Raw genomic sequence first — 26,130 nt, 5'->3', positions numbered from 1 at the left:
TCTGGATTCTTTTACATATGTTTCAAACGCTCAATCCGTTCTGAGATTGGCGGATGGGTATAAAAGAGTTTTTGTAACCCACCTCGTTTTTGAGGATCGTTGATGTAAAGTGCACTGCTAGCATCATCTACATGATGGCTCATGGGTTTACTATTGTCCAACTTACGTAGAGCATTAATCATCCCTTGAGGATTACGAGTCAACTCTACACTGGAAGCATCTGCTAAAAATTCTCGTTGACGAGAGATGGCTAGTTGTACCAAAGTTGCTGCTAGGGGAGCCAAAACAATTGCTAGGAGGGAAACAACTAGCATAATAATTTCAAGTCCACCACTATCACGGTCATCACTTCTACGACCACGGCCTGCACCACCCCACCACATCATGCGTCCAGCCATACTTGATAGAAGTGTAATGACACTGGCAAGGGCAACCGCAATAGTAGAAATCCGAATATCATAGTTACGAATGTGACTGACTTCATGGCCTATAACCGCTTCTAACTCTTCACGATTCATAACCGCTAAGAGTCCTGAAGTTGCGGCTACAGCTGCATTTTGAGGATTTGAGCCTGTGGCAAAGGCATTTAAGCTGGCATCATCGATGATAAAGACACGTGGCATAGGAATTTGCGCCACCATAGCCATATCTTCAACAACATGATAAAGAGTTGGTGCGGTCTGCTCATTCACCTCACGCGCACCATTCATGCTCATGACTATCTCTGTTGATTGAAAAATCATGGACAAGGCATAGATAAAGCCGATAATCAGAGCGATAACTAAGCCACCAAGACCAGACCGCATAAAGAGGTAACCAACTGCATATCCAACCAAAGCCAAAAGTAAAAAGAATACTAGTAGTAAAATCCAAGTTCTTCGCTTATTACTCGCGATTTGATCATACAACATCCTAGTCACCTAAACCACTAAAATCAACCTTTGGTACTGCCTTTTCTTCTTCAGGTGTTTGAAGGAAATCAGCCACTTTAAAACCAAAAAGTCCTGCAATTAGATTACTTGGGAAAGTCTCCAATTTAACATTATAGTTGCTAACAACACTATTGTAGAGTTGGCGAGAGTAAGAAATTTTATTTTCAGTATTGGTCAGCTCTTCTTGCAATTGTGCAAAGTTGCCACTCGCTTTTAGGTCTGGATAATTTTCTGCAACTGCAAAAATACCTGAAACTTGACGAGTGAGGGCGTCACTAGCTTTCATAGCTTCAGCTGGTGAAGTTGCTGCAGCAACTTGATTGCGAAGTTCTGCCACCTTTTCAAGGGTAGAACCTTCATATTTGGCATAACCTTTTACAGTCTCAATCAAGTTTGGCAAGAGGTCATTTCGACGTTTCAACTGAACATCAATTTGGCTCCAAGCCTCCTTTGTTTGCATACGATTTTTAACTAAACCGTTATAACTAACAATTACGAAAATAACAATAAGAGCAAGAACTCCAAGAATAATCCAAGTCATCATATAATTCCTTTCTGCTTTTAGATTAGTACCAGTATATCAAATTTCCATCTTTTTGTGGTAAAATAAGATGATACTAAAGAAGGAAACTACTATGAAACCAGAAACATTTTATAACTTGCTAGCTGAACAAAATATTATTCTTTCTGACCAGCAAAAAGTTCAATTTGAGCGTTATTTTGAACTCTTGGTTGAATGGAATGAAAAAATCAACCTGACTGCTATTACAGAAAAGGAAGAAGTCTATCTCAAACACTTCTATGATTCCATCGCTCCTATTACACAGGGATTGATTGAAAACCAGCCTATTAAACTCTTAGATATCGGTGCTGGAGCAGGATTTCCTAGCCTTCCTATGAAGATCCTCTATCCTCATCTAGATGTAACCATTATTGACTCTCTCAATAAACGAATCAACTTTCTGAATCTATTAGCCCAAGAACTAGGTTTAGAAAATGTTCACTTCTATCATGGACGTGCCGAAGACTTGGCCCAAGATAAGAACTTCCGTGCTCAGTTTGATATTGTTACAGCTCGTGCTGTTGCCCGTATGCAGGTCTTATCCGAGTTGACTATTCCCTACTTAAAAGTTGGTGGAAAATTGCTTGCACTCAAGGCTAGCAATGCACCTGAGGAATTAACTGAAGCTAAAAATGCCCTCAATCTTCTCTTTAGTAAGGTTGAAGAAAATCTCAGTTACACACTTCCTAACGGAGACCCTCGCTACATTACTATTGTTGAGAAGAAAAAGGAAACTCCAAACAAATATCCACGTAAGGCTGGCATGCCTAACAAACGTCCGCTTTAGAAAGATATAAAAGAATCTGCAAACTCATACCTCGCTCTCTCATTTTAAAGCTCGGGAAAAGGGAGAGGAACAGAAATCGATTACCATTTAAAATGACGATTTCGTCGTCCCTCCCCCGCAAAGTTGAGTAGGTCCATCAAAGCTAGAATCATAGCGTAAGATGGACCACTCAACCACTGCGTCTATCAGTCACCTCTATCCTGATGCAAAAACACATTCCTTAGTAAGTCCTACCTCGCATCTTTGTTTCAAGGCTCAGGAAAAAATGATTTACAAAATCATACCTCGCTTTCCCATTTCAAGACTCAGGAAAAAATGATTTACAAAATCATTTTTTTCTGCTATACTATCCTAAGCAAAGGTTTTTAATGTCATCCCGTGAGGTGACGAAGGCGCAGATCTATATAAAACTCTTTAAAACTTGATGAAGAAAGCTTGTTTTAGAGAGGTCTTACTCTGGGAGCCTATTGCTATAAAATAATGGGCTCTTTTTTGATGCCCAAAAGTGAGGTTATTATGAAACAGGAATCAACTGTTGATTTGCTTTTAGACGTTGACCAACGTCCTTCAGCTGGAAAGGGAATTCTTCTTAGCTTCCAGCACGTATTCGCCATGTTTGGTGCTACTATCTTGGTACCTTTAATCTTGGGAATGCCTGTATCTGTTGCCCTTTTTGCATCAGGTGTAGGAACACTCATTTACATGGTTTGTACTGGCTTTAAAGTTCCAGTTTATCTGGGTTCTTCTTTCGCCTTTATCACAGCTATGTCACTTGCTATGAAAGAAATGGGTGGCGATGTATCTGCCGCTCAAACTGGGGTTATTCTTACAGGTTTTGTCTATGTCCTTGTTGCTGCAAGTGTTCGCTTTGCAGGTACAAAGTGGATCGACAAACTCTTACCTCCAATCATTATCGGTCCTATGATCATCGTTATCGGTCTTGGACTTGCTAGTTCAGCTGTTACCAACGCTGGTCTTGTAGCTGACGGAAACTGGAAAAACGCTCTTGTAGCCGTTGTTACTTTCTTGATTGCTGCCTTTATCAATACAAAAGGAAAAGGCTTCCTACGAATCATCCCATTCCTTTTTGCCATTATCGGTGGTTACCTCTTTGCCCTAGCACTTGGATTGGTTGACTTCACTCCTGTTCTTGAAGCTAACTGGTTTGAAATCCCTGGTTTCTACCTACCGTTCAATACAGGTGGTGCCTTCAAACAATACGACCTTTACTTCGGCCCTGAAACGATTGCCATCTTACCAATCGCAATCGTAACCATTTCAGAACATATCGGAGACCACACTGTTCTAGGTCAAATCTGTGGACGCCAATTCTTGAAAGAACCAGGTCTTCACCGTACTCTTCTTGGTGACGGTATCGCAACTTCTGTTTCTGCCTTCCTTGGTGGACCAGCCAATACAACTTACGGAGAAAATACAGGGGTTATCGGTATGACTCGTATCGCTTCTGTCTCAGTTATCCGTAATGCTGCCTTTATTGCGATTGCCCTTAGCTTCCTTGGTAAATTTACTGCTTTGATTTCAACAATTCCAAACGCTGTACTTGGTGGTATGTCTATCCTTCTTTACGGGGTTATCGCAAGTAACGGTTTGAAAGTCTTGATCAAAGAACGTGTTGACTTCGGACAAATGCGTAATCTTATCATCGCAAGTGCCATGTTGGTACTTGGACTTGGTGGAGCAATCCTTAAACTTGGTCCAGTTACCCTTTCAGGTACTGCCCTATCAGCTATGACAGGTATCATCCTAAACTTGATCCTGCCATACGAAAACAAAGACTAATCCATATAGAATCAACAAGAGGTCGGGACCAAAATCCCGACCTCAATTTTTATTCACAAGAAGACTTTGATACAGTGACTCATTGGACTGTTGTCAAAAAATTTGGTTTCTCAATTTCCTGTCCTAAATTCCTAATTTCCCCAAGCAATTAAGAGATACAAGAGACTTGAACCAAACATATCTGCAGGAGCATGCATGATAAAGAATGGGAGTAAATTCTTGACCACATACTTGTACAAGAAATAATAAAAGAGACCATAAACAAGCCCAATAACCAAGGCCCAGAGTAAGCCTTGATAGGTATGGAAAGAAATTCGTATAATTACAGAATATACTAGAACCAGCTACTGATGCTTTTCTTTTACTGAAGTCAGCAATCCCAAGAAGAAAAATTCTTCATAAAAACCATTTAGAAGAGCATAACCAATGACCATTGGCGTCAAAACCATAAATTTTCGAATGATTTCCATGGAATCTATAAAAGGGATCAACTGAGTATTAAAATAATTGTACTCACCACTAAGGGTTGTTACAATATCACCAAATATCCCAACTACAGCAAAGATAAGGAGTACCCAAATTAAAACAGACCAGCTCCAGAGTATAGGTCTTGTTTAAAATCATAATTTCGAATCAAGAGATAAAGGAAAGTAATCCCTAACATCATCAATTGAAAAGTAAAATTACTAGAATAAGCTGCCCCATCACTTGCTAGATTTGTCGTAGTTTCTGTGACACTAGTAAGAGTTGAAGTCGATAAACTCTCCATAAATTGTTGAGTAGAACGAATGATAAACTCCCCAAACATTAAAACAGTAACGATTAAGACATCGAACCATTTTAAGTATCTTAAAGGTTTTGATGGATGAATACTTTGTAGCAAATTCATATTTCCTCCTTATCTTTAAATATATGGATTGATTATAAACATTCATTCTTAAAGTTGTATGAACCAACTTGCTGGAAGATTAAAAAACAGCCTTATCAAAGACTGTTTTAATCCATTAAACGGAATGATGTTTCTTTTCCAACATTAAATCCTTCAATGAAATGATAGTCACGGCTAGTAAAATCATTGCCATACCAAGAAAATCTACAGGATAAAAGATATCCCCCATAATCATGAAGGCAAAAAATACTGCCGAGATAGGCTCAATCGAAGCCAAAAGGCTAGACTTGACTGGTCCTATCATACTTGCTCCCTTGAGGAAGGCTGTATAGGCAAAGACCGTTCCAATCAGAATGATGCCTGCAAAAGCTAGAAAGATATCAAAAGATAAGGGAATACTAGCCCCAATAAGGCCTGTAAAAGGTACTGCTAGAAAACCTGAGATGGTCATTCCAACACCAATAACCAATATGCTCCCCCATTTTTGAATTAATTTTATGGGTAAAATGATATAAAGAGCATAGGTTAGGGCCGAGAACAAACCCCAAAATAGACCAGCTGGAGTCATCGAGAGTTGATCCAATTGCCCATGAGTTGCAATGAGAAAGGTCCCACCTATAGCTAAAAACATAGAGATGATTTCTGAAAGCATCGGAGCCACCTTATCCTTGATACATGTGTAAGCAAGGATTCCAACTGGACAGACATACTGGAGAACTGTCGCTGTCCCAGCATTTGTCTCCTGAATAGCTGATAGATAAGCTAATTGATTTAGAAAAAGACCAAATAAAGAAAATAGCAAGAGAGAAAACAGGCTTGATTTATCCTTCAGAAAAGCCATAAATTTATCCCTTGATTTAGTATAGGCAAGAAGAATCAGGAGTAAACCAGCAATTATCAAACGGATATTGGTCAGAACTAGGGCTGATATTCCATGAGCCATCAGGTACTGACCACTGGTTCCCGACAAGCCCCAGGCAATACCTGCAATGACTGTATAAAGAGTTCCTTTTAAAGCTTTTGACATACTTCCTCCCTAGTCTGCCTCTCGAATCAAGTCCATGACCTGATTACGATCCAAAATCCACTGGGCACGCTCATCTTTTTCATAGGTTCGGTTAGATAGAAAAATTGCCGCCTCTTGCTTCTTACGATTCCACATGATAAAGGTTCCAGTATAGCCTGTATGGTCCATCCAATCACCTTCAAGATTCCAGGCCAATGAGCGTTCTTTATCACTCAGATCCGAAAAATTCTGACTCAATCCTTCAGCAAAATCATCCCGCAAATAATGCTCCAAGAAGATTTTTAAATCATGAACTGTTGAAAACAAGCCTGCACTACCTGCATGCTTTCCAAGCAAACGAGCCTTAGGATCATGTACCACTCCTGCTTTCTGTCCACGGACCGTTGGAACAGCACGGATAACTGGACCAAACTGAGTTTCCTTCATTCCCCAAGGATCCAAAACTTGCTCTTGTAAAATCTGATCCAAGTTCTTTTTAAAATAGTTTTCTAAGAGAAAACCTAGTAAGAGAAAGTGCACATCCGAGTAGAGAAAGGCTCTCTTCTCTCGGCGATTAAGATGAAACATGGCATTTCTCAACTGGTCCTCTGAAAGCTGATCCCTATTTGGGATAAAAGGATCCAAGTCTGTTGTATGCGTTAGGAGTTGACGAACAGTGATGTCTGGATAATCTACTTCTGGAAGATAGTCTCTTATGGAGTTATCAAGCTCAATCTTACCTTCCTTCCACAAGAAAGATAAGACTGTTCCAACTCCAACAACCTTGCTGACACTGGCCAAATCATAGACCAAACCTTCACGCGTCTTCTCACCAATTTCTGGATTTGCTTCTCCTAGATACCAGTCAGACCAAACGCCATCCTGATAATATGCAAAAGAGGCACCAGGATAAATCCCTGCCTCAATTTGTTGATTTATTTTTTGAATGATTTTTTGTTTCATACTGCTTCAAACCACAATTCAATATTGTTGGTATCCTTAGTTAAGAAAAACTTCTCAGATTTTGGAATAAAGTAACCAGCTTCTTCAAATCGCTGACGCAATACAGGCAAATCCAAATTCTCTACTTGAAATTTCAACATGGACAAGTCCCAAGTTACATTATTTTCAACCAGTAAATCGCTCCTTTGAGCTTGATTAAAAGCTAGTCGGTTTTCGATTTCTTCTTTATCAAGTAGGCTTGATGTCTTATCTGGTAAGTTAATTTCCACCGAGATTTCAAAGGCTGTCAAATATCTCAGTTTCTCATCTTTTGAAAAAGTGACTTCTTCCTCAACTTTTTTCAAATCCTTGATATCATCTTCGGCATGAATAAGAATACAATCCCCTTCTGGAGAAAGAACCTCAAAAGCATATCCCTTATTTCCTTTATAGAGTTGAGGGATTTCTTCCATTCTAGCTAGTAGTGCTTCAATCTCAGATGGCTTCTCTACCTTTACAAGTAATCTAGCTAATTTTTTAATCCCTTCAACCTTACGGCTCCTCATACTTGGTGACTCTTCTAAAACTAACTTTTCAATGCCTGACTGGTCTCCAAGTGATAGGAATGCAGACTCTTCAAGCAAGGGTTTCATCCCCAAAGTCTCAATATAAAACAACTCATTTAAATTTCTATTATTTACCTTTAGCGTCGGGATCATACGCTTTATTTGATTTACAATCATAAATTCCTCCAACACTTTTTATTTTAAAGGATTTTATCTTTTTTTACAAGTTATTCAATAAAAAACTTTAACTATATTAACTCTTTAAATTAAATTCCCCCTTCTGTTTGTAGAAGGGGGCTTGATTGTTTTTACTAAAATACCTGATTTAGTCTTTCCAAGATAGTGTTGCTTGCAGACCGTAATGATCACTAACTTGAGGACTGTTTTTACCATCAAAGACCACGTGAAGTTTTTCTACCTGCACATCCTTTGTTGTAAAGATATAATCGATTCGAAGAGGTTCGCTATTTCCCTTCCAACCATCAATTTCAGGCGGAACAGTGTAACTACCACTTCTTTCTTTTGCAACTTCAAATGCATCTTGTAAGTTTAGTGGACTAGCTAAAATAGCTTGGTAGCCCTCTTGACCTGCAGGATTATTAAAATCACCTGCTAGCAAGAGTGGCTTGTTCAATTCTTTCAGAACTGCTTCAAAGCGCGCCCATTCCTCTTGGAAGCCTTTATCCCACCAAGAGAGATGGACACTGGCAACTGCAAGTTCTTTACCTTCAACTACTGTCTCTGCTAGAGCAACTCGACGAGTGTGGTAATCTGTCGGATCATCTACATCTGAAACCAAAATTTCACGCGCTTCAATTGGTGTTTTAGATAGAATTGCAACACCTTCATGGTAACGATCATAACCGATATGGTTATAGGCCCAAGTCCAATAATAGTTTTGACCTTGCTCAGCCAACTTCTCTACCAAAAGTCGCACATAGTGGTCTTGATGAATCGGCTCAGCAGATGGTAATGGCTGATAAAGTACACCAGCTTCTACTTGCGCTGAAGTAATTTCCTGGTTAATTTCTTGAAAACAAATCAAATCATAACTGTTTTCAAGTATATCTTGAAGTAAAAGTTGAAACTTTTGTTCAGGATCTTTTTCCATCCAACTATGGGTATTGAGTGTTAAAAACTTCATGCTTTTCTCCTATAAACAAGAGGTTGGAAACAGCTTCCAACCTCCTAAATATTACAATTCTACTTTTGCAACTGCTGTTTTAGCAGCAAGAGAACCTGTTTTTTCTAATTTAACTGATTTGATCGCATCACCATTTGTGAAGACAACTACAGTTGTAGTTTCACGACCAGCTTCACGGATAGCACCCAAGTCAGCTGTGACAAGAAGATCACCAGCTGCAACCTGTTGTCCTTCAGTAACACGAACTGTAAATGGTTTTCCTTCAAGACTTACTGTGTCCAAACCAATGTGAACAAGTACTTCAAGGCCTGCTTCAGTTACAAGACCAAGAGCGTGTTTAGTTGGGAAGATGCTTGACACAGTACCTGATACTGGAGATACAATGTTTCCGTTTGCTGGTTCCACTGCAAATCCATCACCCATCATTTTTTGTGCGAATACAGGATCCTTCACTTGGTCCAATTCAATCACTTGACCGTCAGCAACTGAGTATACTTCTTCAGTCACACCTTTGTATACAACAGCATCTTGTTGAGCTGCTGCCTTTTGACTTGGAAGAGTTTCAGGAATCACTTCACCTGAGTCAAGAAGGTCTTGAATATCTGATTTCAAAACGTCAGCTTTAGGTCCGTAGATAGCTTGGACACCTTGTCCTTTCATGACAAGTCCCATAGCTCCTTCAGCTTTCCATTGTTCCTCTGTTCCAACTTTTTCAGCGTCTTTTACAGTAACACGAAGGCGAGTCATACATGCGTCCACATCAACGATGTTAGCACGTCCACCAAGAAGGTTAATGATGTTAACAGCTTGAGAAGCTTCTGCAACTTTTGACTCACCAGAAGCAGCAGATTCTGATGAACCTTCAGCAGTTTCGTAGTTTCCGTTACGTCCTGGAGTAGCATAGTTGAATTTTTGAATCATGAAGTTGGCGATAAAGTACATGATAACTGCAAATAGTGCTGTTACCCAGATAAAGTTAATGATATCCATACCAAGACCAGCATTGATAGCTAGTGGAGTACGAGTCAAGAATTCAATTGAACCGAATGAGTGCACACGAAGGTGAACAATATCAGCCATAGCAAAGGCAGCACCTTGAACAACAGCGTAGACAAGGTAAAGAGGTGTTGCAACGAACATGAACATATATTCAATTGGCTCAGTAACACCAGTCAAGAAAGTTGCAAGAGCTGTCGCAATCATCATACCTTTGTATTGGTGTTTCTTGTCTGCTTCAACATTACGGTAAATAGCAGCAGCCACACCCATCAAAATACCGAATGAACCAATCATTTGTCCAACTTTGAAACGAGCTGGATGAACTGTATCTAGCAATGTTTGGTATTGACTAGCATCAGTACCTTTAAGGTTTACAAGGTCTGTTACCCATGCAAGCCAAAGTGGATCTTGTCCAAATACTTGAGTGCCTTTTGCTGCACCAGTTAAAATATCGTAAGTACCACCAAGAGCTGTATAGTTCATTGGGATAGTCAACATATGGTGAAGACCAAATGGCAAGAGCAAGCGTTCCAAAGTACCATACAAGAATGGTGCAAGAACTGGTGCTGTTTCTTGTGAATTAGCAATCCAGATACCGAAGTTGTTGATACCTGTTTGAACAACTGGCCAGAAAGCTGAAAGAAGAATTGCAGCGATTGCTGAGCGAAGAATAACTACAAATGGTACAAAACGTTTCCCGTTAAAGAATGAAAGGGCATCAGGAAGTTTACGGAAATTATAGTATTTGTTAAATGCAGTCGCTCCAACAAAACCTGAGATAATCCCTACAAATACCCCCATGTTAAGGGCTGGTGACTCAAGTACACTAATGAAGTAATCAGCAACCTTGATAGATCCACCAAAGATTGTTGAAACCATAGCGTTAGGATCTTTCAACATATCCCCTGATACACCGAAGATTGTACCAGTGATACGGTTAATAAGGATAAATGCAAGACCTGCCGCAAAAGCACCACCAGCACGTTCTTTAGCCCAACTTCCTCCAATAGCGAGGGCAAACAAAATATGAAGGTTACCGATAACTCCCCAACCAATTTGCTCTAGTACGCCACCAGTAATAACTAGGGGAGCAAGGTTTGGGTCAATCATTGCAAGTGACTTACCGATTGAAATCATCAATCCAGCCGCTGGCATAACAGCGATAACCACCATTAGAGCCTTACCGAATTTCTGCCAAAATTCGAAAGACAAGACATTTTTGAATGTATCTTTCATCATTCAAATCTCCTTTTATATTTATTAGGCAAACGTTTTACGAAAACGTTTGCACTTGTTTGTGACTTAATTATACCACTTTTTATTTTTTTGTAAAGACTTTTATAAAAAAAAATTTGACTTTTTCTTTCGTTTCACTTTCTAGGCACGCTCTCTCTTACTGACCTTTTTTGAGTTTGTAGGGCTTTTCTGATATAATATTAGCTATGAAATCCTATAATACCTTAAATGATTACTATCGAAAACTTTTTGGAGAAAAGACTTTTAAAGTCCCTATTGATGCTGGCTTTGATTGTCCCAATCGAGATGGAACTGTAGCACATGGGGGCTGTACTTTTTGCACGGTTTCCGGTTCTGGAGATGCAATCGTTGCACCTGATGCTCCTATCCGTGAGCAATTCTATAAAGAAATTGACTTTATGCATCGTAAATGGCCAGATGTTAAAAAGTATTTGGTTTACTTCCAAAATTTTACCAATACACATGAAAAGCTGGAAGTGATTCGCGAACGCTATGAACAAGCTATCAATGAACCTGGGGTTGTCGGCATCAATATCGGAACTCGACCAGATTGCCTTCCTGATGAGACAATTAAATACTTGGCAGAATTATCAGAACGAATGCATGTTACCGTAGAGTTAGGCTTACAAACTACTTACGAAGAAACTTCAGAATTGATTAACCGCGCCCACTCCTATGAACTCTACGTGGAGACTGTCAAGCGCTTGAGAAAATATCCTAAAATCGAGATTGTTGCCCATTTGATCAATGGTTTGCCAGGTGAAACTCATGAAATGATGGTGGAAAACGTTCGGCGTTGTGTAAGGGACAATGATATCCAAGGGATTAAACTTCACCTACTTCACCTCATGACCAATACTCGGATGCAACGCGACTATCATGAAGGTCGTTTGCAGCTCATGAGTCAGGATGAATATGTCAAGGTCATCTGTGACCAACTAGAAATTATTCCCAAGCATATCGTCATCCATCGGATTACGGGTGATGCACCTAGAGATATGCTGATTGGTCCTATGTGGAGTCTCAATAAATGGGAAGTTCTAAATAGCATTGAAGCTGAAATGAAACGACGCGGTAGCGTCCAAGGATGCAAGGCTGTAAAACAGGAGTTTATGAATGAAAAGACCACTTGAAATGGCGCATGATTTTCTTGCCCAAGTCATCACCCAAGAGGATATTGTCGTTGATGCGACCATGGGAAATGGCCATGATACCCTTTTTCTAGCTAAGTTAGCTAAACAAGTCTATGCTTTCGATATACAGGAACAAGCTCTAGAAAAGACTCGTCAACGTCTACAAGAAGCTGGTTTGACCAATGCAGAATTAATCCTACAAGGTCATGAAACCGTAGATCAGTTTGTAACTGAGGTGAAAGCTGCCATCTTTAATCTAGGTTATCTTCCTTCAGCTGATAAAAGCATTATCACCCAACCTCAGACAACCCTTGAGGCACTAGAAAAACTCTGTCAGATGCTCGTTAAGGGCGGGCGGATTGCCATTATGATATACTACGGGCATGAAGGCGGAGATATCGAACGGGATTCAGTCATGGATTTTGTCAGTCAGTTACCGCAACAAGAATATACTGCCTCTATCTATCGCACTCTCAACCAAATTAACAATCCACCATTTTTGGTCATGATTGAAAAATTAGAAAGGTATCGACATGGATAAACAGTACCTAAAAGATAAAATAGAAGCCATGCGTCACAACTTTGTTGAATCTACTCAACACGAACGTGCAGTCGGGATTCTAGACGAAGCTCGCATGAGCAAGAAAATGTTGAAAATCAAGAAAAAAATGATAACACTTGAAATGGAGCGTTGTCAGAAGAAAATCGAGCACAAGGACTGCTCGAAAATTGATCAAAAAATCCAAGAACAAAAGGAACTTTTTGAAGCTTGTCGAAAACAAAAATAAGGAGGTAGAAGATGGATTTACTTTTTTATCTCTTGATATTTTTGCTTGTTCTCATTGTTTCTAGTACGACCAATAAACTTCTTCCCTTCCTACCCATGCCCCTGATTCAAATTTTGTTAGGGATAGGAATTGGGCTTTGCTTACCCAATAACCAATATCATCTAGATACTGAATTGTTTCTTGCTTTAGTTATCGGACCGCTCCTCTTTCGAGAAGCTCAAGAAGCAGATGTAACCTCTATCCTAAAGCACTGGAGAATCGTTCTCTATCTAATTTTTCCTGTCATCTTTATATCTACTCTAAGTATGGGAGGACTTGCCCATGTTCTTTGGGCGAGCTTACCATTAGCAGCCTGCCTAGCAGTAGGGGCTGCACTTGGTCCTACTGACCTGGTTGCCTTTGCTTCCCTTTCTGAACGGTTTACATTTCCAAAACGAATTTCAAATATCTTAAAAGGGGAAGGACTCCTTAATGATGCTTCTGGGCTAATTGCCTTTCGTGTTGCTCTCATCGCATGGACAACGGGAACCTTTTCAATCGCTCAAGCAGGAATTTCCCTAGCTATTTCCATCATTGGAGGGTTTGCAGTCGGCTTTATAACAGCCTTAATCAATCGTTTCCTCCATACTTTTCTACTTAGTGTTCGAGCTACTGATATAGCCAGTGAACTCTTGCTGGATCTTAGTTTACCACTCTTAACATTCTTCATCGCTGAAGAGATTCATGTTTCTGGAATTATCGCGGTCGTTGTCGCTGGTATTTTAAAAGTTAGTCGTTTTAAAAAGATAAATCTTCTCGAAGCTCAAGTGGATACAGTGACCGAGACCGTTTGGCACACTGTTACCTTTATGCTCAATGGTTCTGTCTTCGTCCTGTTAGGAATGGAACTGGAGATGATTGCTGAGCCGATTCTTAAGAGTGCTTTTTATAACAATGTGCTTCTTCTCGTCACAGTCTTTCTTTTAACCTTCCTACTCTTTGCCATCCGCTTTGTGATGATTTACGGCTTTTACGCGTTTCGAATAAAGAAACTTCAAAAAAGTCTCCACAAGTATGTCAAAGATATGCTCCTTCTAACATTTTCTGGAGTTAAGGGAACCGTTTCTATTGCTACTATCCTCTTGATACCGTCTAACTTAGAGCAAGAATATCCGCTCCTTCTCTTCCTCGTAGCTGGTGTAACCCTGGTCAGTTTTCTTACTGGATTATTGGTCTTGCCACACCTTTCTGAAGAGCAAGAGCCATCTAAGGATCATCTCATGCACATTGCTATCCTAAATGATGTTGCCATGGAGTTAGAGAGAGATCTGAACCATACTAAAAACAAGGTTCCCCTCTATGCTGCGATTGATAACTATCATGGACGGATTGAAAATCTCATCCTCAGCCAAGAAAACAAAGAAATCCAAGAAGACTGGGAAGCTCTTAAACTCTTGATTCTCAGTATCGAGAACGATGGTTTGGAACAAGCCTATGAAGAGGGCAAAATCGGTGAAAGAGGTTATCGTGTTTATCAACACTACTTGAAAAGTATGGAGAAAAATATTAAGCGAAACTTTGCTTCTCGCCTAACCTACTACTTCCTTGTTTCTATACGGATTGTGCGTTTTCTCCTTCATGAGTTGCTCACATTTGGAAAAACCTTTCGTTCTTGGAGAGACAAGGAAAACCAAAGACTTCTTGCCATCGATTATGATCAGATTGCAGAGCTCTATCTAGCCAACACTGAAATCATTATCGAAAGTTTAGAAAACCTCAAAGGGATTTATAAGAGTTCTCTGATCAGCTTTATGCAGGAATCACGTCTCCGTGAAACCAGTCATATTACCAGTGGTGCTTTTGTGGAACGGGTTATCAATCGTATCAAACCCAATAACATCGATGAAATGTTGAGAGGCTACTATCTAGAACGTAAGTCTATCTTTGAATACGAAAAACAAAAACTCATCTCAGCCCAGTATGCCAAAAAATTACGACAAAATGTAAACAACCTAGAAACCTATTCTCTAAAAGAAGCAGCCAACACACTACCTTATGATATGATGGAATTAGTTCGCAGAAATTAAGATTTAGGTTATTATTGTGGAGGATTATGCAATGAAAAAGTTGTGGAAACAGCTGATTGATAGACCCTTATTAAAAGCTTTTTTGCACTACTATCAAGCCTCTGATAGTGAGTTAACCAGCGTTGCTGTTGCCTACTATTGGTTGATTTCAATCTTCCCCTTACTCATGATAGTGGTCAACATCTTACCCTACTTTCAAATTCCAATCTCCAACTTTCTATTAACAATCAAGGAATTTTTACCAGATACAATCTATGAAGTGGTTGCAAAAATTGCCAGAGAAGTTCTGACTCAACCATCGACAGGTTTACTAAGTTTTGCTATCTTATCAGCACTTTGGACTTTCTCCAAATCCATGAATTTTCTTCAGAAAGCCTTTAATAAAGCCTATGGAATTGCAAAGAATAGGGGAATTATCTCACACCAGCTGATGAGCCTCTTGGTCAGCTTTGGCCTTCAAATTCTCTTTGCACTTTCCTTATTCCTAAGTATGTTTGGCCATATGCTATTGGACCTGCTTAAAAACTACTGGAAATCCGAAAGTACTCTATTTTCTTATCTACAGGATTTTACAGGACCTCTGATCTATGCCTTTCTATTCGCTACCGTGATGATGCTCTATTATTTCCTACCAAATGTTAAAGTCAGTCGGATTCGCTACGTCATACCTGGAAGTCTGTTTGTACTAGCTACTACTATTGCTTTATTAAATATCTTTGCAGCCTATTTCAACAATTATGTCAACTATCTCGTAGACGTCCGTTTTTTCAGTTCTATCGTCGTTGTTGTGATGATGTTCTGGTTCATTATCATTGCAAAGATATTGATCATCGGTGCAGTCATCAATGCTAGTGTTCAAAGCTTGAAGGATCCAGAATTTAAAACAAATCAATAATTTTTTATCGATTAAAACTCAATGAAAATCAAAGAGTAAACTAGGAAGCTAGCTGCAGGCATTACTTGAGTACGGCAAGGCGAAACTGACCTGGTTTGAAGAGATTTTCGAAGAGCATAAACAAATCAATCCCCCAGTCATTTGATACTGGGGGATTTTTGAATTGAGTACTTTATTGTTCACTAGTGAGGGCTTGCAATTCTGTTTTTAGATACTGAGCCAAGTGTTGATGCGCATAAATATTGGCATTCTTTTCTGCCGTAGGATTGTAGTTGGTGTTGGTATTTACATCATAAACATAAATGTCTCCACTCTCTGATTGAACCCATTCAATCGCCGCAACTTCAATCTGAGCATTTTTCAAGAAATTCTCATAAGCTTCTCTCCGGTCATCTGGTAGAGGTTCTGTAATCTGGAATTTTTCAGACGTTTCTAGTTGCTCTGGTCTCTTACCGATTTGGCAACCATCTGCTGGACACAGTTGGAATCCATCTGAAGAATCAATCGAAACAGTATAGAGGAATTTTTGATCGATAAACTCTGAACGACGGATACGTCCATCACTTGGTTTAATGTAGGCTTGTAATAAGGTAATCCCGTCAACCGATGGTTCAAAGAGGGGACTATTGACGTAAGCTTCAAGTTCCTCTTCATTTTGGAAGAGTTGAACGCCTAATCCCTTACCTGCTCTATTGTGCTTAGTAATCAAAGGATAAATGTTTAATTTTCTTGCTGCTTCAATGATGTTTTCTTGACCCAAAACTGCAACTGTTGCGGGAGTCTCGATACCAGATTCGTTTAACTTCAAATATTGTTTGATTTTACTAATTTCAAGGTTGATAGCACCGGTACCATTCACAACTTTGCGTCCGTGTGCTTCTAACCAAGTAATCACTTGCTCTGTAAATTCTGGCGCATAACGATGTCCTCTTGTGTGAGAAGAGGCAGACATACGATTGTAAAAGATACCTTGTGGCGGTGGGCTTTGCAAATCTAAAATCCCACTAGACAAATCCCATAGTTCATAAGGGACTTCTAATTCTTCCAACCATTTCACTAAATGTTGAGTCCATTCTAAATTCTCATGAATCACATAAACTTTTGCTTCACTCATTATTTATATCTCCTTAAGAAAAGCTGACTGATAATTGGCTTTCCTTTTCCTCTTCTAAAATATATCCTTCTGTTTTTTCGATAACGCTAACTGTTAAGATTTGACCCAAAACATTGATCATGGTACGGCCTGCATTGACAAAGAAATCAACTGCAAAAATCAAGGCCACTCCTTCAACTGGCAAGCCCAATTGAGGTGCTGCAGCTAATAGAACTACGATAGCTCCTGATGGCACAGTTGCTGCAGTTTTTCCAATCAAAGTCAAGAGTAAAACAGTAAACAAGAGACTTGATAAAGAAAATTGAATACCATAGGCGTGGGCGATAAATATTGTCGCTACTGAGAAATAAACTGCTGCTCCTTCTAAGTTAAAAGTATATCCTAAAGGAACAACTAAATCAATTGTATGCTCGTCATGCCCCTGTTTTTTCAAATCTTTAAGAAGTGAAGGCAAGACAACACTAGAACTTCCAGTAACAAAAGCCAGGGTCAAGAGACTCCAATTTTCACGAAAGGCTGATAAATACGGTACTTTAAAGAAGAAAGCAATCAAAGGGAAAATAAGAAGAACCAAAACAGCATAAGCCAGATAAGTTCCAATTACAAACTGACCAAGCCCAATCAACTTGTCGACACCCGTAGTTGCAACATCTTTAGCGATAAATCCAAAAATTCCAATCGGTGATAGTTTGATAATTACTGTAACAATCTTGTAAATGGCTTCAATCCAGATTTGGAAACCTTCGATAATCTTCTGAGATTTATCAGACTTAAGATTCCCAATTCCGTAACCAAGAAAGATTGCAAAAACGATAATTGGCAATAGAGCGCCATCTGAAAGAGATTTAACGATATTTGATGGAATGAAACCAAGCAAAAATTCGCTGAACTTGACATTGTTAGCAATCCCATCAAGGTTTCCACCAGTTTGACCGATGTTCACTCCTTGACCAAATCCTAAATAGTAACTAGCAAATACAAACAAAAGAGTAATGGCAGTTGTTACGGTAAAAAAGTAAACCAAACTCTTGGTCAAGATTTTTCCAAAAGATTTTTTTCCGATAACTCCAGCTACTGCAACAACGATAGTTGGGAAGATTAGCGGAATGATAACCATATTGATCAATTTAATAAAGGCTTGACCTAAAAATTGATAAAAGCCTGCAAATTGTGGCCAGATAAGGGCAGCGATAACACCCAAGACCAAAGCCACCAATAATTGAATGCCTAGTGAGAGTTTTGACCATAAAGTAACTAATTTCATAAGAAACTCCTTTGTTTTATTTGCTACTCATTCTACTACTATTCTTCTCTCCTGACTAATATATATTTTTTATTGTCACCATAAAAAAGATTTATCATGAAGGTTCAAACTACTCCAACTTTACAAAGTAAATCACATTGATGTTTGATATAGTATAAAAAATCAATTTCTAAACAAGAATTTTTAGAAAAACACTGTTAAATCAAGGAATATGCTTTCCTTTTATTCAAATTTTATGATACAATATTGTTATGATTTTAATGAAACTCGCTTCCGTCTTGCTTTTGGTACTAACCTTGGCTTTGGCTATTATCTTTAGTAGATTTTTTAAGTTAAAGAAAAAGGGGATTAACTTTGCAGATTTGGCTTTTCCTTTTCTGATTTTTGAATACTATTTAATCAGTGCAAAGGTTTTTACCCACAATCAACTTCCCATTTTGGGGGCAGCCCTATCAATACTAGCAATTGTATTAGTCTTTTTCTTCTTAAACAAAAGACGTAGTTTTTATTATCCAAAATTTATTAAATTTTTTTGGCGAGCTGGATTTTTACTAACACTGCTCATCTATATCATCATGATTGTTCAAATTTTTATGATGAAATAGTCAACTATAACAATACAGTCCACCAGCACCTTAATAATTGCCCACTAAATGTTCCATAGGAAACACTTTTCTGATAAAATTATAAAAAAGTAAAAATAGGAGATGAATCAAGTGAAAAAAACGCTCTTGGCAAGCGCCATTACACTTTCAGTTTTTGGTCTAACAACCAACCTTAGCTATGCTGAGGAAAACAAAGTACAGTCAACCCCAGTAGAAACAACACACAGTGAAACCTCTACTGACAAAGTGGAGAAAAATAGTCTCCCAGCTAAGGAAACTGAATCTTCAACTGAAGCAAATGCCAATCAAACGACAAATCCATCTAAGAAAGAGGAAGAGAAGGTTCCCGAAGTCCAAAAAGAAGGTTGGGTATTAGAGGAAAACCACTGGCGTTTCTATGAAAACAATGCCCCTGTTCTTAACTGGAAAAAAATCCACGGGAAATGGTACTACTTTAATAAAAATGGGGTCATGCTGAGTGATACTATTTTTGATGGATATATCCTTACTAGTAGTGGCGCAATGGTCGATTCTGGTTGGAGTAAACTCCAAGAAAAATGGTATTACGCTAATGCTTATGGAAAAATTTCTCAACAAAAATGGGAAAAGATCGGTGGCGTCTGGTACTACTTTGACAAAGAAGGTGTCATGCTCAGCAACACAATTTTTGATGACTATCTGTTTACCAATAGTGGGGCAATGGCTGAAAATTCTTGGGTAAAACAAGATGGACAATGGTACTATGCTCTTACTTCTGGTAAGCTAATCAAAAATAAGTGGGATAAAATTAGTGGTACCTGGTACTACTTTAACAAAGATGCTACTATGGCAAGCAACCAATGGCAAGGTAGCTACTACCTAAAAGCTAGCGGAGCTATGGCTGAAAAAGAATGGATTTTCGATAATAACTATAATAGCTGGTTCTACTTAAAATCTGGTGGTACCTATGCAGAGCGTGAATGGATTGGCTCCTACTATCTCAAGTCAGGTGGCTACATGGCTAAGAGCGAATGGATTGATGACAGTTATTATAAAGCTCGTTACTATGTAGATGAAAATGGAGTCTATGTTACAGGGACCTATAAAATCAATGGGAAAAACCAGCAATTTCAAAGTGATGGAAAATGGCTTGGCGAAGCTTCTGCAAGCCACGGGTTTGAAAAAGGAAAATACAACAATATTATTTTCCTAGATCCAGGCCATGGAGGTAAAGACCCTGGTGCTGCTTATTATAACATCACTGAAAAAGAACTGAACATGCAAGTTTACAAGAAACTTCGAAAAGAACTTGAAGCCCTTGGTTACACTGTTCTGACTTCAAGAGATAGTGATGTCTTTGTCGACTTTGTCACCGAACGTTCAAGAATGGTCAATAAGACGGACTCAGATATATTTATCAGTATTCACTTCAATGCTACTGGAAATCCAGCTTCAAATAAAGCTGGGATTCAGACTTATTCTTATGAAGAAGCTACTGGCTATCCTTCTAAGATCAATCCATACTGGCATAATCATCCTGATCGTATCAGTGAAAGTAATCGACTTGCTGCAGACATCCACTCTTCTCTTTTAGCTGAAACTGGTGCTAAGGATGCAGGTCGTCTACGAAGTAGCTTTGCAGTACTGCGTGAAACTAATAAACCAGCTGTTTTACTCGAATTAGGATATATGGATAATTTTGATGAAAGCCAACGTATCCGTGACTCTCGCTACCAAGATAAATTGGTTGCAGGTATTGTCAAGGGTATCCAAAAATATTACGCTGGAAAATAAATCAAAAGTCTCGAGAGTTCTCGAGACTTTTTGTAACTAATTTACATTTTTATCTGGAAATAGAAAACCTAGACCGACACAAGCCAGAACTCCAGCACCGATAACTACACCATTTGAAATAGGCAAGATATCAAGAATGGCATTAGCAATGATAAAAGCAATAATCAAGCACATGATACTGGCCCTGTAATCTTTTTTTACTAGATTTTCAAGAGTAAAAAATAGAAATAGACCTACTGGAAAGAGGGCCCAGATGTTGACATCTAAACTTGGCCATCCAACAAAACCAAAATACAAAACTGCTACTGCAACGACTAAAAATCCGATACCTACTACTTTTTTCATGATACGACCTCATTTTCTATTTTGTTAGGAAGTTTTATCTCCCTTTAACAATTACAACTATAACAGAAATAAAAATCGCAAACAATAGCTTTTGTCTATGTGGCAGATATGATAGACTATGTGGTCAGAATTTTTCTAAAAAAGAAGCCATTGCTGGCTTCTTTTCATTCATTTTTCATTTTTCTTTAGACTCTAAAGCTGATTTGATGGCATCACGATCAGCTTTCAATTTCGCTAAATTCTTCTCTTCTGATTCTAATTGGCTCGTATCTGGTTTAACGCGATAGTAAACATTTTCTGGATGCATCAACATTCCTTCATATTGTTGTCCTGCAAAGAGTCTATCCTCAGTGTGATTGGAATTGTCTGTTATTTTACCATCACCACCAGGTTCCATGACAACACCACTTGGTACAACGACTACCACAAACCCTCCCGCCTGAGAACCTTTTGCCCAAGCACCAAGGGCTACTGTTTCTGGGTTGCGATCATTCTGACTTTTTGATACTTTCAATTCAACAATAGACTCATGCTTTTGATCATTGTATATCCAAGAAGATTGGACTTCCCCTGAATCATTAATGATATATTCATTACCAGACTGTGTCCGCCAAGTACCCTCTAAACTTGATAAATCATTATTTCTGAGGGCTTCAATATCTAATTTGAGAACAGAAGCTTCTTTTTTTAATTGACTAACATGCTGCTCCGCTTCTGAGATCTTGGTATCCAAATCAGCCAATTGCTCCTTTAGCTTTTGAATTTCCTCTTCCTTTACCTTATCCTTATCATCCTCTTTCCCCTGACTTTTTGTCGTCTCTTCAGTCTTAGATGAGGAAGAAGTTTGATTTGCTTCTTGCTTGAGATTAGGTGAATTTAAAAAGATGCTAGCAACAATGATTATAACTAGAGCTGTTATGGCAAGACCGATATACATTTTTATATTATTAATTGTAGAAAGGGTTTCTGCCAATCTAGATGAAGTTCCTTTTCGAACGTGAGTCTTATCTACTTGTTTTATCCGTTCTTTCTTTTTCATGATACTCCTCCTCATTTTGATGAGTATTGATGATTCTAATAAACTAATATAATATTTATTTTATTGCTCTTTCTTATGCCGATTGCAGGGATCGAACCTGTGACCTTCGCGTTACGAATGCGGTGCTCTACCAACTGAGCTAAATCGGCGATTCCACTTATAGTATAGCACTATAAGAAAGGATGTCAAGGGATTCTTAACCCATCTTTTTAATCAAAATCTGACAAGGATTTTGAGGCCCCCAAAGTTGTGGAAAAATCTCTAATTTTTTAAAGCCAAGACTGCGGTAAAAGACATTTGTTCGATCATAATCTTTATTAGAGCCTTCTGCTACTGTTTTCACTTGTAAATAATCAACGTTTTTGCGTGCTTCACTCTCTAAAGCAGCAAGCAATTGACTCCCAATTCCTCTGCCTTGATAAGCTTTTTTTACACCTAGACAATCAATCTCTGCACAATCTTTACTAGAATAGGACAAGCTTACAAATCCAGTCAAATCACTCTCCTGATAGGTAGCCCAGACTTGCAAGTCCTTGGCTTCTTCGATATAGACTTGCGTACTTTCTGGAATTCCAAACCATTCTGGCAAATCCTTTAAAACTTCAGCGACAACTGCCATTTTTTGATTGGCATCTTTCACTTCTTCAATTACAAACATCATAAAATCCTTTCATGATTTGGTCCAATTTTTGCTATTAAGAACCCGCACTTTCATAGGCATCCAAGCCCCTGTCCCAGAGTTTTAGAGAGATTCCAAAGAAGATAAGAGAAATCAGAATCAAACCACCAATATTAAAGACTCCATCTTTATCCTGCAAGAAATAGCTGGCAGGGTAGTAAGCCGTAAAGGCAAAAGGCACGATAAAACTGATCAACCAACGAAGAAGTGAATTGTATATAGAAATCGGGTATTTGGCAAAATCATTGAACATATAGAAAATGTAAATCATAGCACCTGACTGCTTGGTCCAAAAAGCGATACTGGCTGTTGCGATTTTCAAAGAAGTATAAATCAAGGTCGCAAAAGGAATGCAGACTAGGAAAAGCAAGAATTTGGGAAGAGTCCAAGCAATGCTAGTCGCCGTTGTTGCTAGTAGGATTCCACCGACCAAGAGCTCACCCAAGGCATCAATCTGAAAGGTCTCAACGAGGATGTGAAAGAGAGGATTGATAGGACGAGTCAGATACTTGTCAAACTCCCCTTTTCGAACTAGTCGTTGACCTAAAGCCCAGAGATTGTCAAAAAAGAGATGATCTAATCCCTTTGGAATTAAGGAAAATCCATAGATAAAGGCAATCTCTTGAAAGGTCCAACCTTCTAGCGAAGGGATGTGTTGAAAGAGTACATTAAGAAACAAGAGGTTCAGGCCTTGAGTCAGAAAGACTCCCAAGACACCTACCACAAAATCAACCTTGTATTCCATGATTTGCTTGATGTATTGTCTGATAAAAATCAGATGCATACGTTGATATTTTTTCATACTAACCTCCCTGAATAGTGATGAATGACTGGACTCGTTTCCAAATCAACTGAGACAAGCCCACCATCACTATGAGCCAGAAGAACTGTAGCAAAAGCGCCTGAAGAATCTGACTGGCATCGTATTTCCCAACGATAATCATAACCGGGGTATAAATTAAAGATGAAAAAGGCAAGAAGGATAAAATATCTGAAATAACCTTTGGAAAGAAAGCCAAGGGAATCAGACTTCCAGACATAAATGCCACTATTGAAGTCTTGAGTAGATTGGAACCCCATAAATTTTTAAATACAAAGGCTGAAAATCCAAAGCAGATATTAAAGAAAAAGTTAATCAGATAAGCCAGAGTTAAGCTAAAGAGATAAAGGACAGTTAATCCCAGCACTTCTACAATACCTTGCCCAGATAAGATTTTTATCAAAACAATGACACTTAAAAATGGCAGTCCAACAGAGATAAAAATCAACCACTTGGAACCAAGCTCGGTAAAGAGATAAGAGGCCGCAAAATGCACTGGTCGCAACAAACGCATGATAATGGACCCATCCTTGACCTCTTCCCCTATCATAAAAGAGCTATCTGACTTGGTCAACAGATTGGTCACAAAACTCATAATGATGTAGAGGGTGATATCTGCCATACTAAAGCCCTGAATCAAAGACTCTTGCGAAGAATCAAAGACAGCCTTCCAGAGATAAAAGGCCACAAAAGCCCCCATGACATCACCAATCCGATAGAGAATAAAGTTAACTCGATAGGTAATCAACTCCTGAATCCCTGCATTGATAAAGGGTTTATAACGTCTCCACAATTTGGTCATCTTAGAGCTCCTTTCGATAGAAGCGACGGATAATATCCTCGATATCCGTATCCACCATCTTCAAATCGCGGATTTCAAAATCAGACAGGGTTTGCTTGATAATATCAGCTGACTGGTAGCGAGAACTATCGAATTCAATGTTGAGACTATTTCCTTGTCTATCAATGGTCATGTCAGGCAAGCCTTCATAGTGAGAAAGGAGATGACTTTGACCTGGTAGCAGTTCAAAGGAAAGAGTCTTCATCTTTCCAAAGGTATCCTTGAGCTGGCTCACCGTCCCATCAAAAATCTCCTGACCCTTGTCAATCATAAAAATCCGATCACAGAGTTGCTCAATGTCACTCAGATCGTGAGTGGTCAAGAGAATAGTTGTTTCTTCCTCTTGATTGATTTGAGTAATAGCCCGGCGAATGTTATCCTTGACCGACACATCCAAACCAATTGTCGGTTCATCTAAAAAGAGAACTTTGGGATTGTGAAGCAAGGAAGCTGCAATATCCGCCCGCATTCGTTGACCTAGTGAAAGAGTCCGCACAGGATCCTTGATAAATTCCTTCAAATCCAAAACTTCATTCAAAAAGTCCATGCGTTTATGGAAGAGCGAGTCTGGTACATCGTAAATTTCTTTTAAGACCGTATAAGTCTCTTGCAGTGCCAAATCCCACCATAGCTGGGTACGTTGTCCGAAAACGACTCCAATATCCTTGACATAATCTTGGCGATTGTCCTGTGGAATCTTGCCGTTAATCCGACAAAAACCAGATGTCGGTTTCAAAATTCCTGTCAACATTTTGATGGTGGTCGACTTCCCAGCACCATTTGCTCCGATAAATCCTAAAATCTGCCCCTTGGGCACCTCAAAGGTCAAATCTTTGACCGCTTCAAAGGTCTGCTTTTCAGGATGAATAAAGGAGCGCAAAGCTCCCTTCAATCCTGGCTCCTTTACTGTCTTCACAAAATTTTTCTGAAGATGTTGCACTTCTATCATTGCCATATCTATCTCCTTATCGTAAGAAACAACATTGTATTTTTGACTACAAATATTCTAAATCCTTACTTTCTACACCTTCTCAATATTATTACAGAAGGATTTATACCAACCTATTATAGTCCAATAAAAAAAAGAATGCAAGCGTTTGCTTATAGATTATGAAATTAGATATTTCTCTCTTAAAATAATGCTTTTGAGTCAGAAATTCTGGTTTAATAGTTTCCTTAAAACACCAAAAAACCTGCCATTAGGGGCAGGTTACGAATTGTAAAAAGGCAAACTATTTTGATCAATATGAATCACTATTTAATCAAAGAACTAATCTTTCATAATTCTTTTCACAATCCCATTTCTATCAATTAGAAAACAATCTGGAAAGGTCATCTGCTCCCATTTTTCATAATCAAAACTGGAATCAAAATGATGTAGTAGTATTCCTATCAAATTCCCGTGTGAACTAAGTAAAATCGTTTTTTCTGAGTATCTCTCTTCCAATTCCATTAAAAAATTTAGTACTCTAGCTAGTGCATCTTGATTTGATTCCCCTTCTGAAAGAGATTCACTGGGATTTTGCCATAAATATTTAATACTGTCTTCAAACTCAGAATCTTTTATAAAGGTTGAAGATAATTTTCGCTCTCGTAACCGATTATCAAGAACTATTTTATCAAATTGAATTGGCGAGCTATTAATTGTTTCAAATGCTCGTTTATAAGGACTAGAAAAATAATAATCAATATTAAAAGAATTCAAAAACTCTAACTGATCAAGAGATGAAAATCCTTTTTCTGACAAAGTTCTATTAAAATCATCACTTGAAAATCTTGAATGAGCATGTCTAAGTAAAATATAAGAATCCCCAATTGTCAAGTCAAGTGCAACAAAGTTGTTCCTCTGATTAAGCGAGTATCTTTCAAGCTGTTTGAGCTGAC

General features: G+C 38.7%; 25 protein-coding genes, 1 tRNA gene and 1 pseudogene. 9 read left to right on the top strand and 18 right to left on the bottom strand.

The window, feature by feature from the left end:
- Positions 1-11 precede the first annotated feature (11 nt).
- Positions 12-911 carry a zinc metalloprotease HtpX gene (htpX, locus tag K1I67_RS06325; RefSeq protein WP_223339286.1) on the bottom strand — a complete coding sequence of 300 codons (900 nt, stop codon included), beginning with the start codon at positions 909-911 and terminating at the stop codon, positions 12-14.
- 1 nt (position 912) lies between these two features.
- Positions 913-1,473 (bottom strand): LemA family protein, encoded by a 561-nt coding sequence (locus K1I67_RS06320; RefSeq protein WP_049504224.1) that lies wholly within the window; start codon positions 1,471-1,473, stop codon positions 913-915.
- Positions 1,474-1,567: 94 nt separating this feature from the next.
- Between K1I67_RS06320 and rsmG the strand changes: the two genes are divergently transcribed.
- Both rsmG and K1I67_RS06310 read left to right on the top strand, forming a co-directional pair.
- Positions 1,568-2,281, top strand: a complete 714-nt coding sequence (gene rsmG / locus K1I67_RS06315; protein WP_223339285.1) for a 16S rRNA (guanine(527)-N(7))-methyltransferase RsmG — start codon at positions 1,568-1,570, stop codon at positions 2,279-2,281.
- Positions 2,282-2,797: 516 nt separating this feature from the next.
- Positions 2,798-4,081 carry a uracil-xanthine permease family protein gene (locus tag K1I67_RS06310; RefSeq protein WP_045763816.1) on the top strand — a complete coding sequence of 428 codons (1,284 nt, stop codon included), beginning with the start codon at positions 2,798-2,800 and terminating at the stop codon, positions 4,079-4,081.
- 131 nt (positions 4,082-4,212) lie between these two features.
- Here K1I67_RS06310 and K1I67_RS06305 read toward each other — a convergent pair.
- The 6 genes and pseudogenes from K1I67_RS06305 to K1I67_RS06280 form a co-directional block, all read right to left on the bottom strand.
- A pseudogene (locus tag K1I67_RS06305) lies at positions 4,213-4,970 on the bottom strand (CPBP family glutamic-type intramembrane protease).
- 115 nt (positions 4,971-5,085) lie between these two features.
- Positions 5,086-5,997 carry a DMT family transporter gene (locus K1I67_RS06300; RefSeq protein ID WP_223339284.1) on the bottom strand — a complete coding sequence of 304 codons (912 nt, stop codon included), beginning with the start codon at positions 5,995-5,997 and terminating at the stop codon, positions 5,086-5,088.
- 9 nt (positions 5,998-6,006) lie between these two features.
- Positions 6,007-6,939 carry a serine hydrolase domain-containing protein gene (locus tag K1I67_RS06295; RefSeq protein ID WP_223339283.1) on the bottom strand — a complete coding sequence of 311 codons (933 nt, stop codon included), beginning with the start codon at positions 6,937-6,939 and terminating at the stop codon, positions 6,007-6,009.
- Complete coding sequence (locus tag K1I67_RS06290) at positions 6,936-7,661, bottom strand: CppA family protein (protein WP_223339282.1); 726 nt, start codon at positions 7,659-7,661, stop codon at positions 6,936-6,938. Before K1I67_RS06290 ends, K1I67_RS06295 begins: the two co-directional genes overlap by 4 nt.
- Before the next feature lie 148 nt (positions 7,662-7,809).
- A complete protein-coding gene (locus K1I67_RS06285; RefSeq protein ID WP_223339281.1) occupies positions 7,810-8,628 on the bottom strand; it encodes an endonuclease/exonuclease/phosphatase family protein in 819 nt (272 codons plus the stop codon).
- 51 nt (positions 8,629-8,679) lie between these two features.
- Positions 8,680-10,866: a PTS transporter subunit IIBC gene (locus K1I67_RS06280; RefSeq protein WP_223339280.1), complete on the bottom strand. Its 2,187-nt coding sequence runs from the start codon at positions 10,864-10,866 to the stop codon at positions 8,680-8,682.
- A gap of 203 nt (positions 10,867-11,069) precedes the next feature.
- On the opposite strand from K1I67_RS06280, the gene K1I67_RS06275 reads away from it, so the two are divergent.
- From K1I67_RS06275 to K1I67_RS06255, 5 genes are read left to right on the top strand one after another with little or no spacing between them, the layout of a single operon-like run.
- Positions 11,070-12,017 carry a TIGR01212 family radical SAM protein gene (locus tag K1I67_RS06275; RefSeq protein ID WP_263284477.1) on the top strand — a complete coding sequence of 316 codons (948 nt, stop codon included), beginning with the start codon at positions 11,070-11,072 and terminating at the stop codon, positions 12,015-12,017.
- Positions 12,001-12,558, top strand: coding sequence for a tRNA (mnm(5)s(2)U34)-methyltransferase (locus K1I67_RS06270; protein ID WP_223339279.1), 558 nt, complete (start codon positions 12,001-12,003; stop codon positions 12,556-12,558). Before K1I67_RS06275 ends, K1I67_RS06270 begins: the two co-directional genes overlap by 17 nt.
- Positions 12,551-12,805, top strand: coding sequence for a hypothetical protein (locus tag K1I67_RS06265; protein ID WP_223339278.1), 255 nt, complete (start codon positions 12,551-12,553; stop codon positions 12,803-12,805). Before K1I67_RS06270 ends, K1I67_RS06265 begins: the two co-directional genes overlap by 8 nt.
- An 11-nt stretch (positions 12,806-12,816) precedes the next feature.
- Positions 12,817-14,871, top strand: coding sequence for a cation:proton antiporter (locus K1I67_RS06260; protein ID WP_223339277.1), 2,055 nt, complete (start codon positions 12,817-12,819; stop codon positions 14,869-14,871).
- Positions 14,872-14,902: 31 nt separating this feature from the next.
- The gene (locus K1I67_RS06255) at positions 14,903-15,766 is read left to right on the top strand and encodes a YihY/virulence factor BrkB family protein (protein ID WP_223339276.1); all 864 of its coding nucleotides are present in this window, start codon (positions 14,903-14,905) and stop codon (positions 15,764-15,766) included.
- A 172-nt stretch (positions 15,767-15,938) separates the two neighbouring features.
- On the opposite strand, the gene K1I67_RS06250 is transcribed toward K1I67_RS06255, so the two are convergent.
- Together K1I67_RS06250 and K1I67_RS06245 are read right to left on the bottom strand one after the other, a co-directional pair.
- Positions 15,939-16,880, bottom strand: coding sequence for an ATP-grasp domain-containing protein (locus tag K1I67_RS06250; protein ID WP_223339275.1), 942 nt, complete (start codon positions 16,878-16,880; stop codon positions 15,939-15,941).
- A gap of 13 nt (positions 16,881-16,893) precedes the next feature.
- The gene (locus tag K1I67_RS06245; RefSeq protein ID WP_223339274.1) at positions 16,894-18,144 is read right to left on the bottom strand and encodes a dicarboxylate/amino acid:cation symporter; all 1,251 of its coding nucleotides are present in this window, start codon (positions 18,142-18,144) and stop codon (positions 16,894-16,896) included.
- 245 nt (positions 18,145-18,389) lie between these two features.
- Between K1I67_RS06245 and K1I67_RS06240 the strand changes: the two genes are divergently transcribed.
- Together K1I67_RS06240 and K1I67_RS06235 are read left to right on the top strand one after the other, a co-directional pair.
- Positions 18,390-18,749, top strand: coding sequence for a DUF3397 domain-containing protein (locus tag K1I67_RS06240; protein WP_223339300.1), 360 nt, complete (start codon positions 18,390-18,392; stop codon positions 18,747-18,749).
- Positions 18,750-18,860: 111 nt separating this feature from the next.
- Positions 18,861-20,522 (top strand): N-acetylmuramoyl-L-alanine amidase, encoded by a 1,662-nt coding sequence (locus K1I67_RS06235; RefSeq protein WP_223339273.1) that lies wholly within the window; start codon positions 18,861-18,863, stop codon positions 20,520-20,522.
- A gap of 36 nt (positions 20,523-20,558) precedes the next feature.
- Here K1I67_RS06235 and K1I67_RS06230 read toward each other — a convergent pair whose 3' ends face one another.
- The 8 genes from K1I67_RS06230 to K1I67_RS06195 all read right to left on the bottom strand — a co-directional run bounded on the left by K1I67_RS06230 (position 20,559) and on the right by K1I67_RS06195 (position 26,062).
- Positions 20,559-20,867, bottom strand: coding sequence for a hypothetical protein (locus K1I67_RS06230; RefSeq protein ID WP_223339272.1), 309 nt, complete (start codon positions 20,865-20,867; stop codon positions 20,559-20,561).
- 175 nt (positions 20,868-21,042) lie between these two features.
- Complete coding sequence (locus K1I67_RS06225; RefSeq protein WP_223339271.1) at positions 21,043-21,906, bottom strand: DUF6287 domain-containing protein; 864 nt, start codon at positions 21,904-21,906, stop codon at positions 21,043-21,045.
- Between the two features lie 76 nt (positions 21,907-21,982).
- A tRNA-Thr gene (locus tag K1I67_RS06220) sits at positions 21,983-22,055 on the bottom strand.
- A gap of 47 nt (positions 22,056-22,102) precedes the next feature.
- Positions 22,103-22,564 (bottom strand): GNAT family N-acetyltransferase, encoded by a 462-nt coding sequence (locus K1I67_RS06215; protein ID WP_223339299.1) that lies wholly within the window; start codon positions 22,562-22,564, stop codon positions 22,103-22,105.
- 37 nt (positions 22,565-22,601) lie between these two features.
- Positions 22,602-23,387 (bottom strand): ABC transporter permease, encoded by a 786-nt coding sequence (locus tag K1I67_RS06210; protein ID WP_223339270.1) that lies wholly within the window; start codon positions 23,385-23,387, stop codon positions 22,602-22,604.
- A 1-nt stretch (position 23,388) separates the two neighbouring features.
- Positions 23,389-24,207, bottom strand: a complete 819-nt coding sequence (locus K1I67_RS06205; protein WP_223339269.1) for an ABC transporter permease — start codon at positions 24,205-24,207, stop codon at positions 23,389-23,391.
- Position 24,208: 1 nt separating this feature from the next.
- A complete protein-coding gene (locus K1I67_RS06200; protein ID WP_045613969.1) occupies positions 24,209-25,201 on the bottom strand; it encodes an ABC transporter ATP-binding protein in 993 nt (330 codons plus the stop codon).
- A 315-nt stretch (positions 25,202-25,516) separates the two neighbouring features.
- Positions 25,517-26,062, bottom strand: a complete 546-nt coding sequence (locus K1I67_RS06195; RefSeq protein WP_223339298.1) for a histidine phosphatase family protein — start codon at positions 26,060-26,062, stop codon at positions 25,517-25,519.
- Positions 26,063-26,130 lie beyond the last annotated feature (68 nt).

The sequence above is a fragment of the Streptococcus infantis genome (assembly GCF_019929575.1).
In the GTDB taxonomy this organism is placed as follows: Bacteria; Bacillota; Bacilli; order Lactobacillales; family Streptococcaceae; genus Streptococcus; species Streptococcus infantis_L.
The sequence above is the reverse complement of the archived record's forward strand: the minus strand, read 5'-3'. Positions and strand labels throughout refer to the sequence as shown.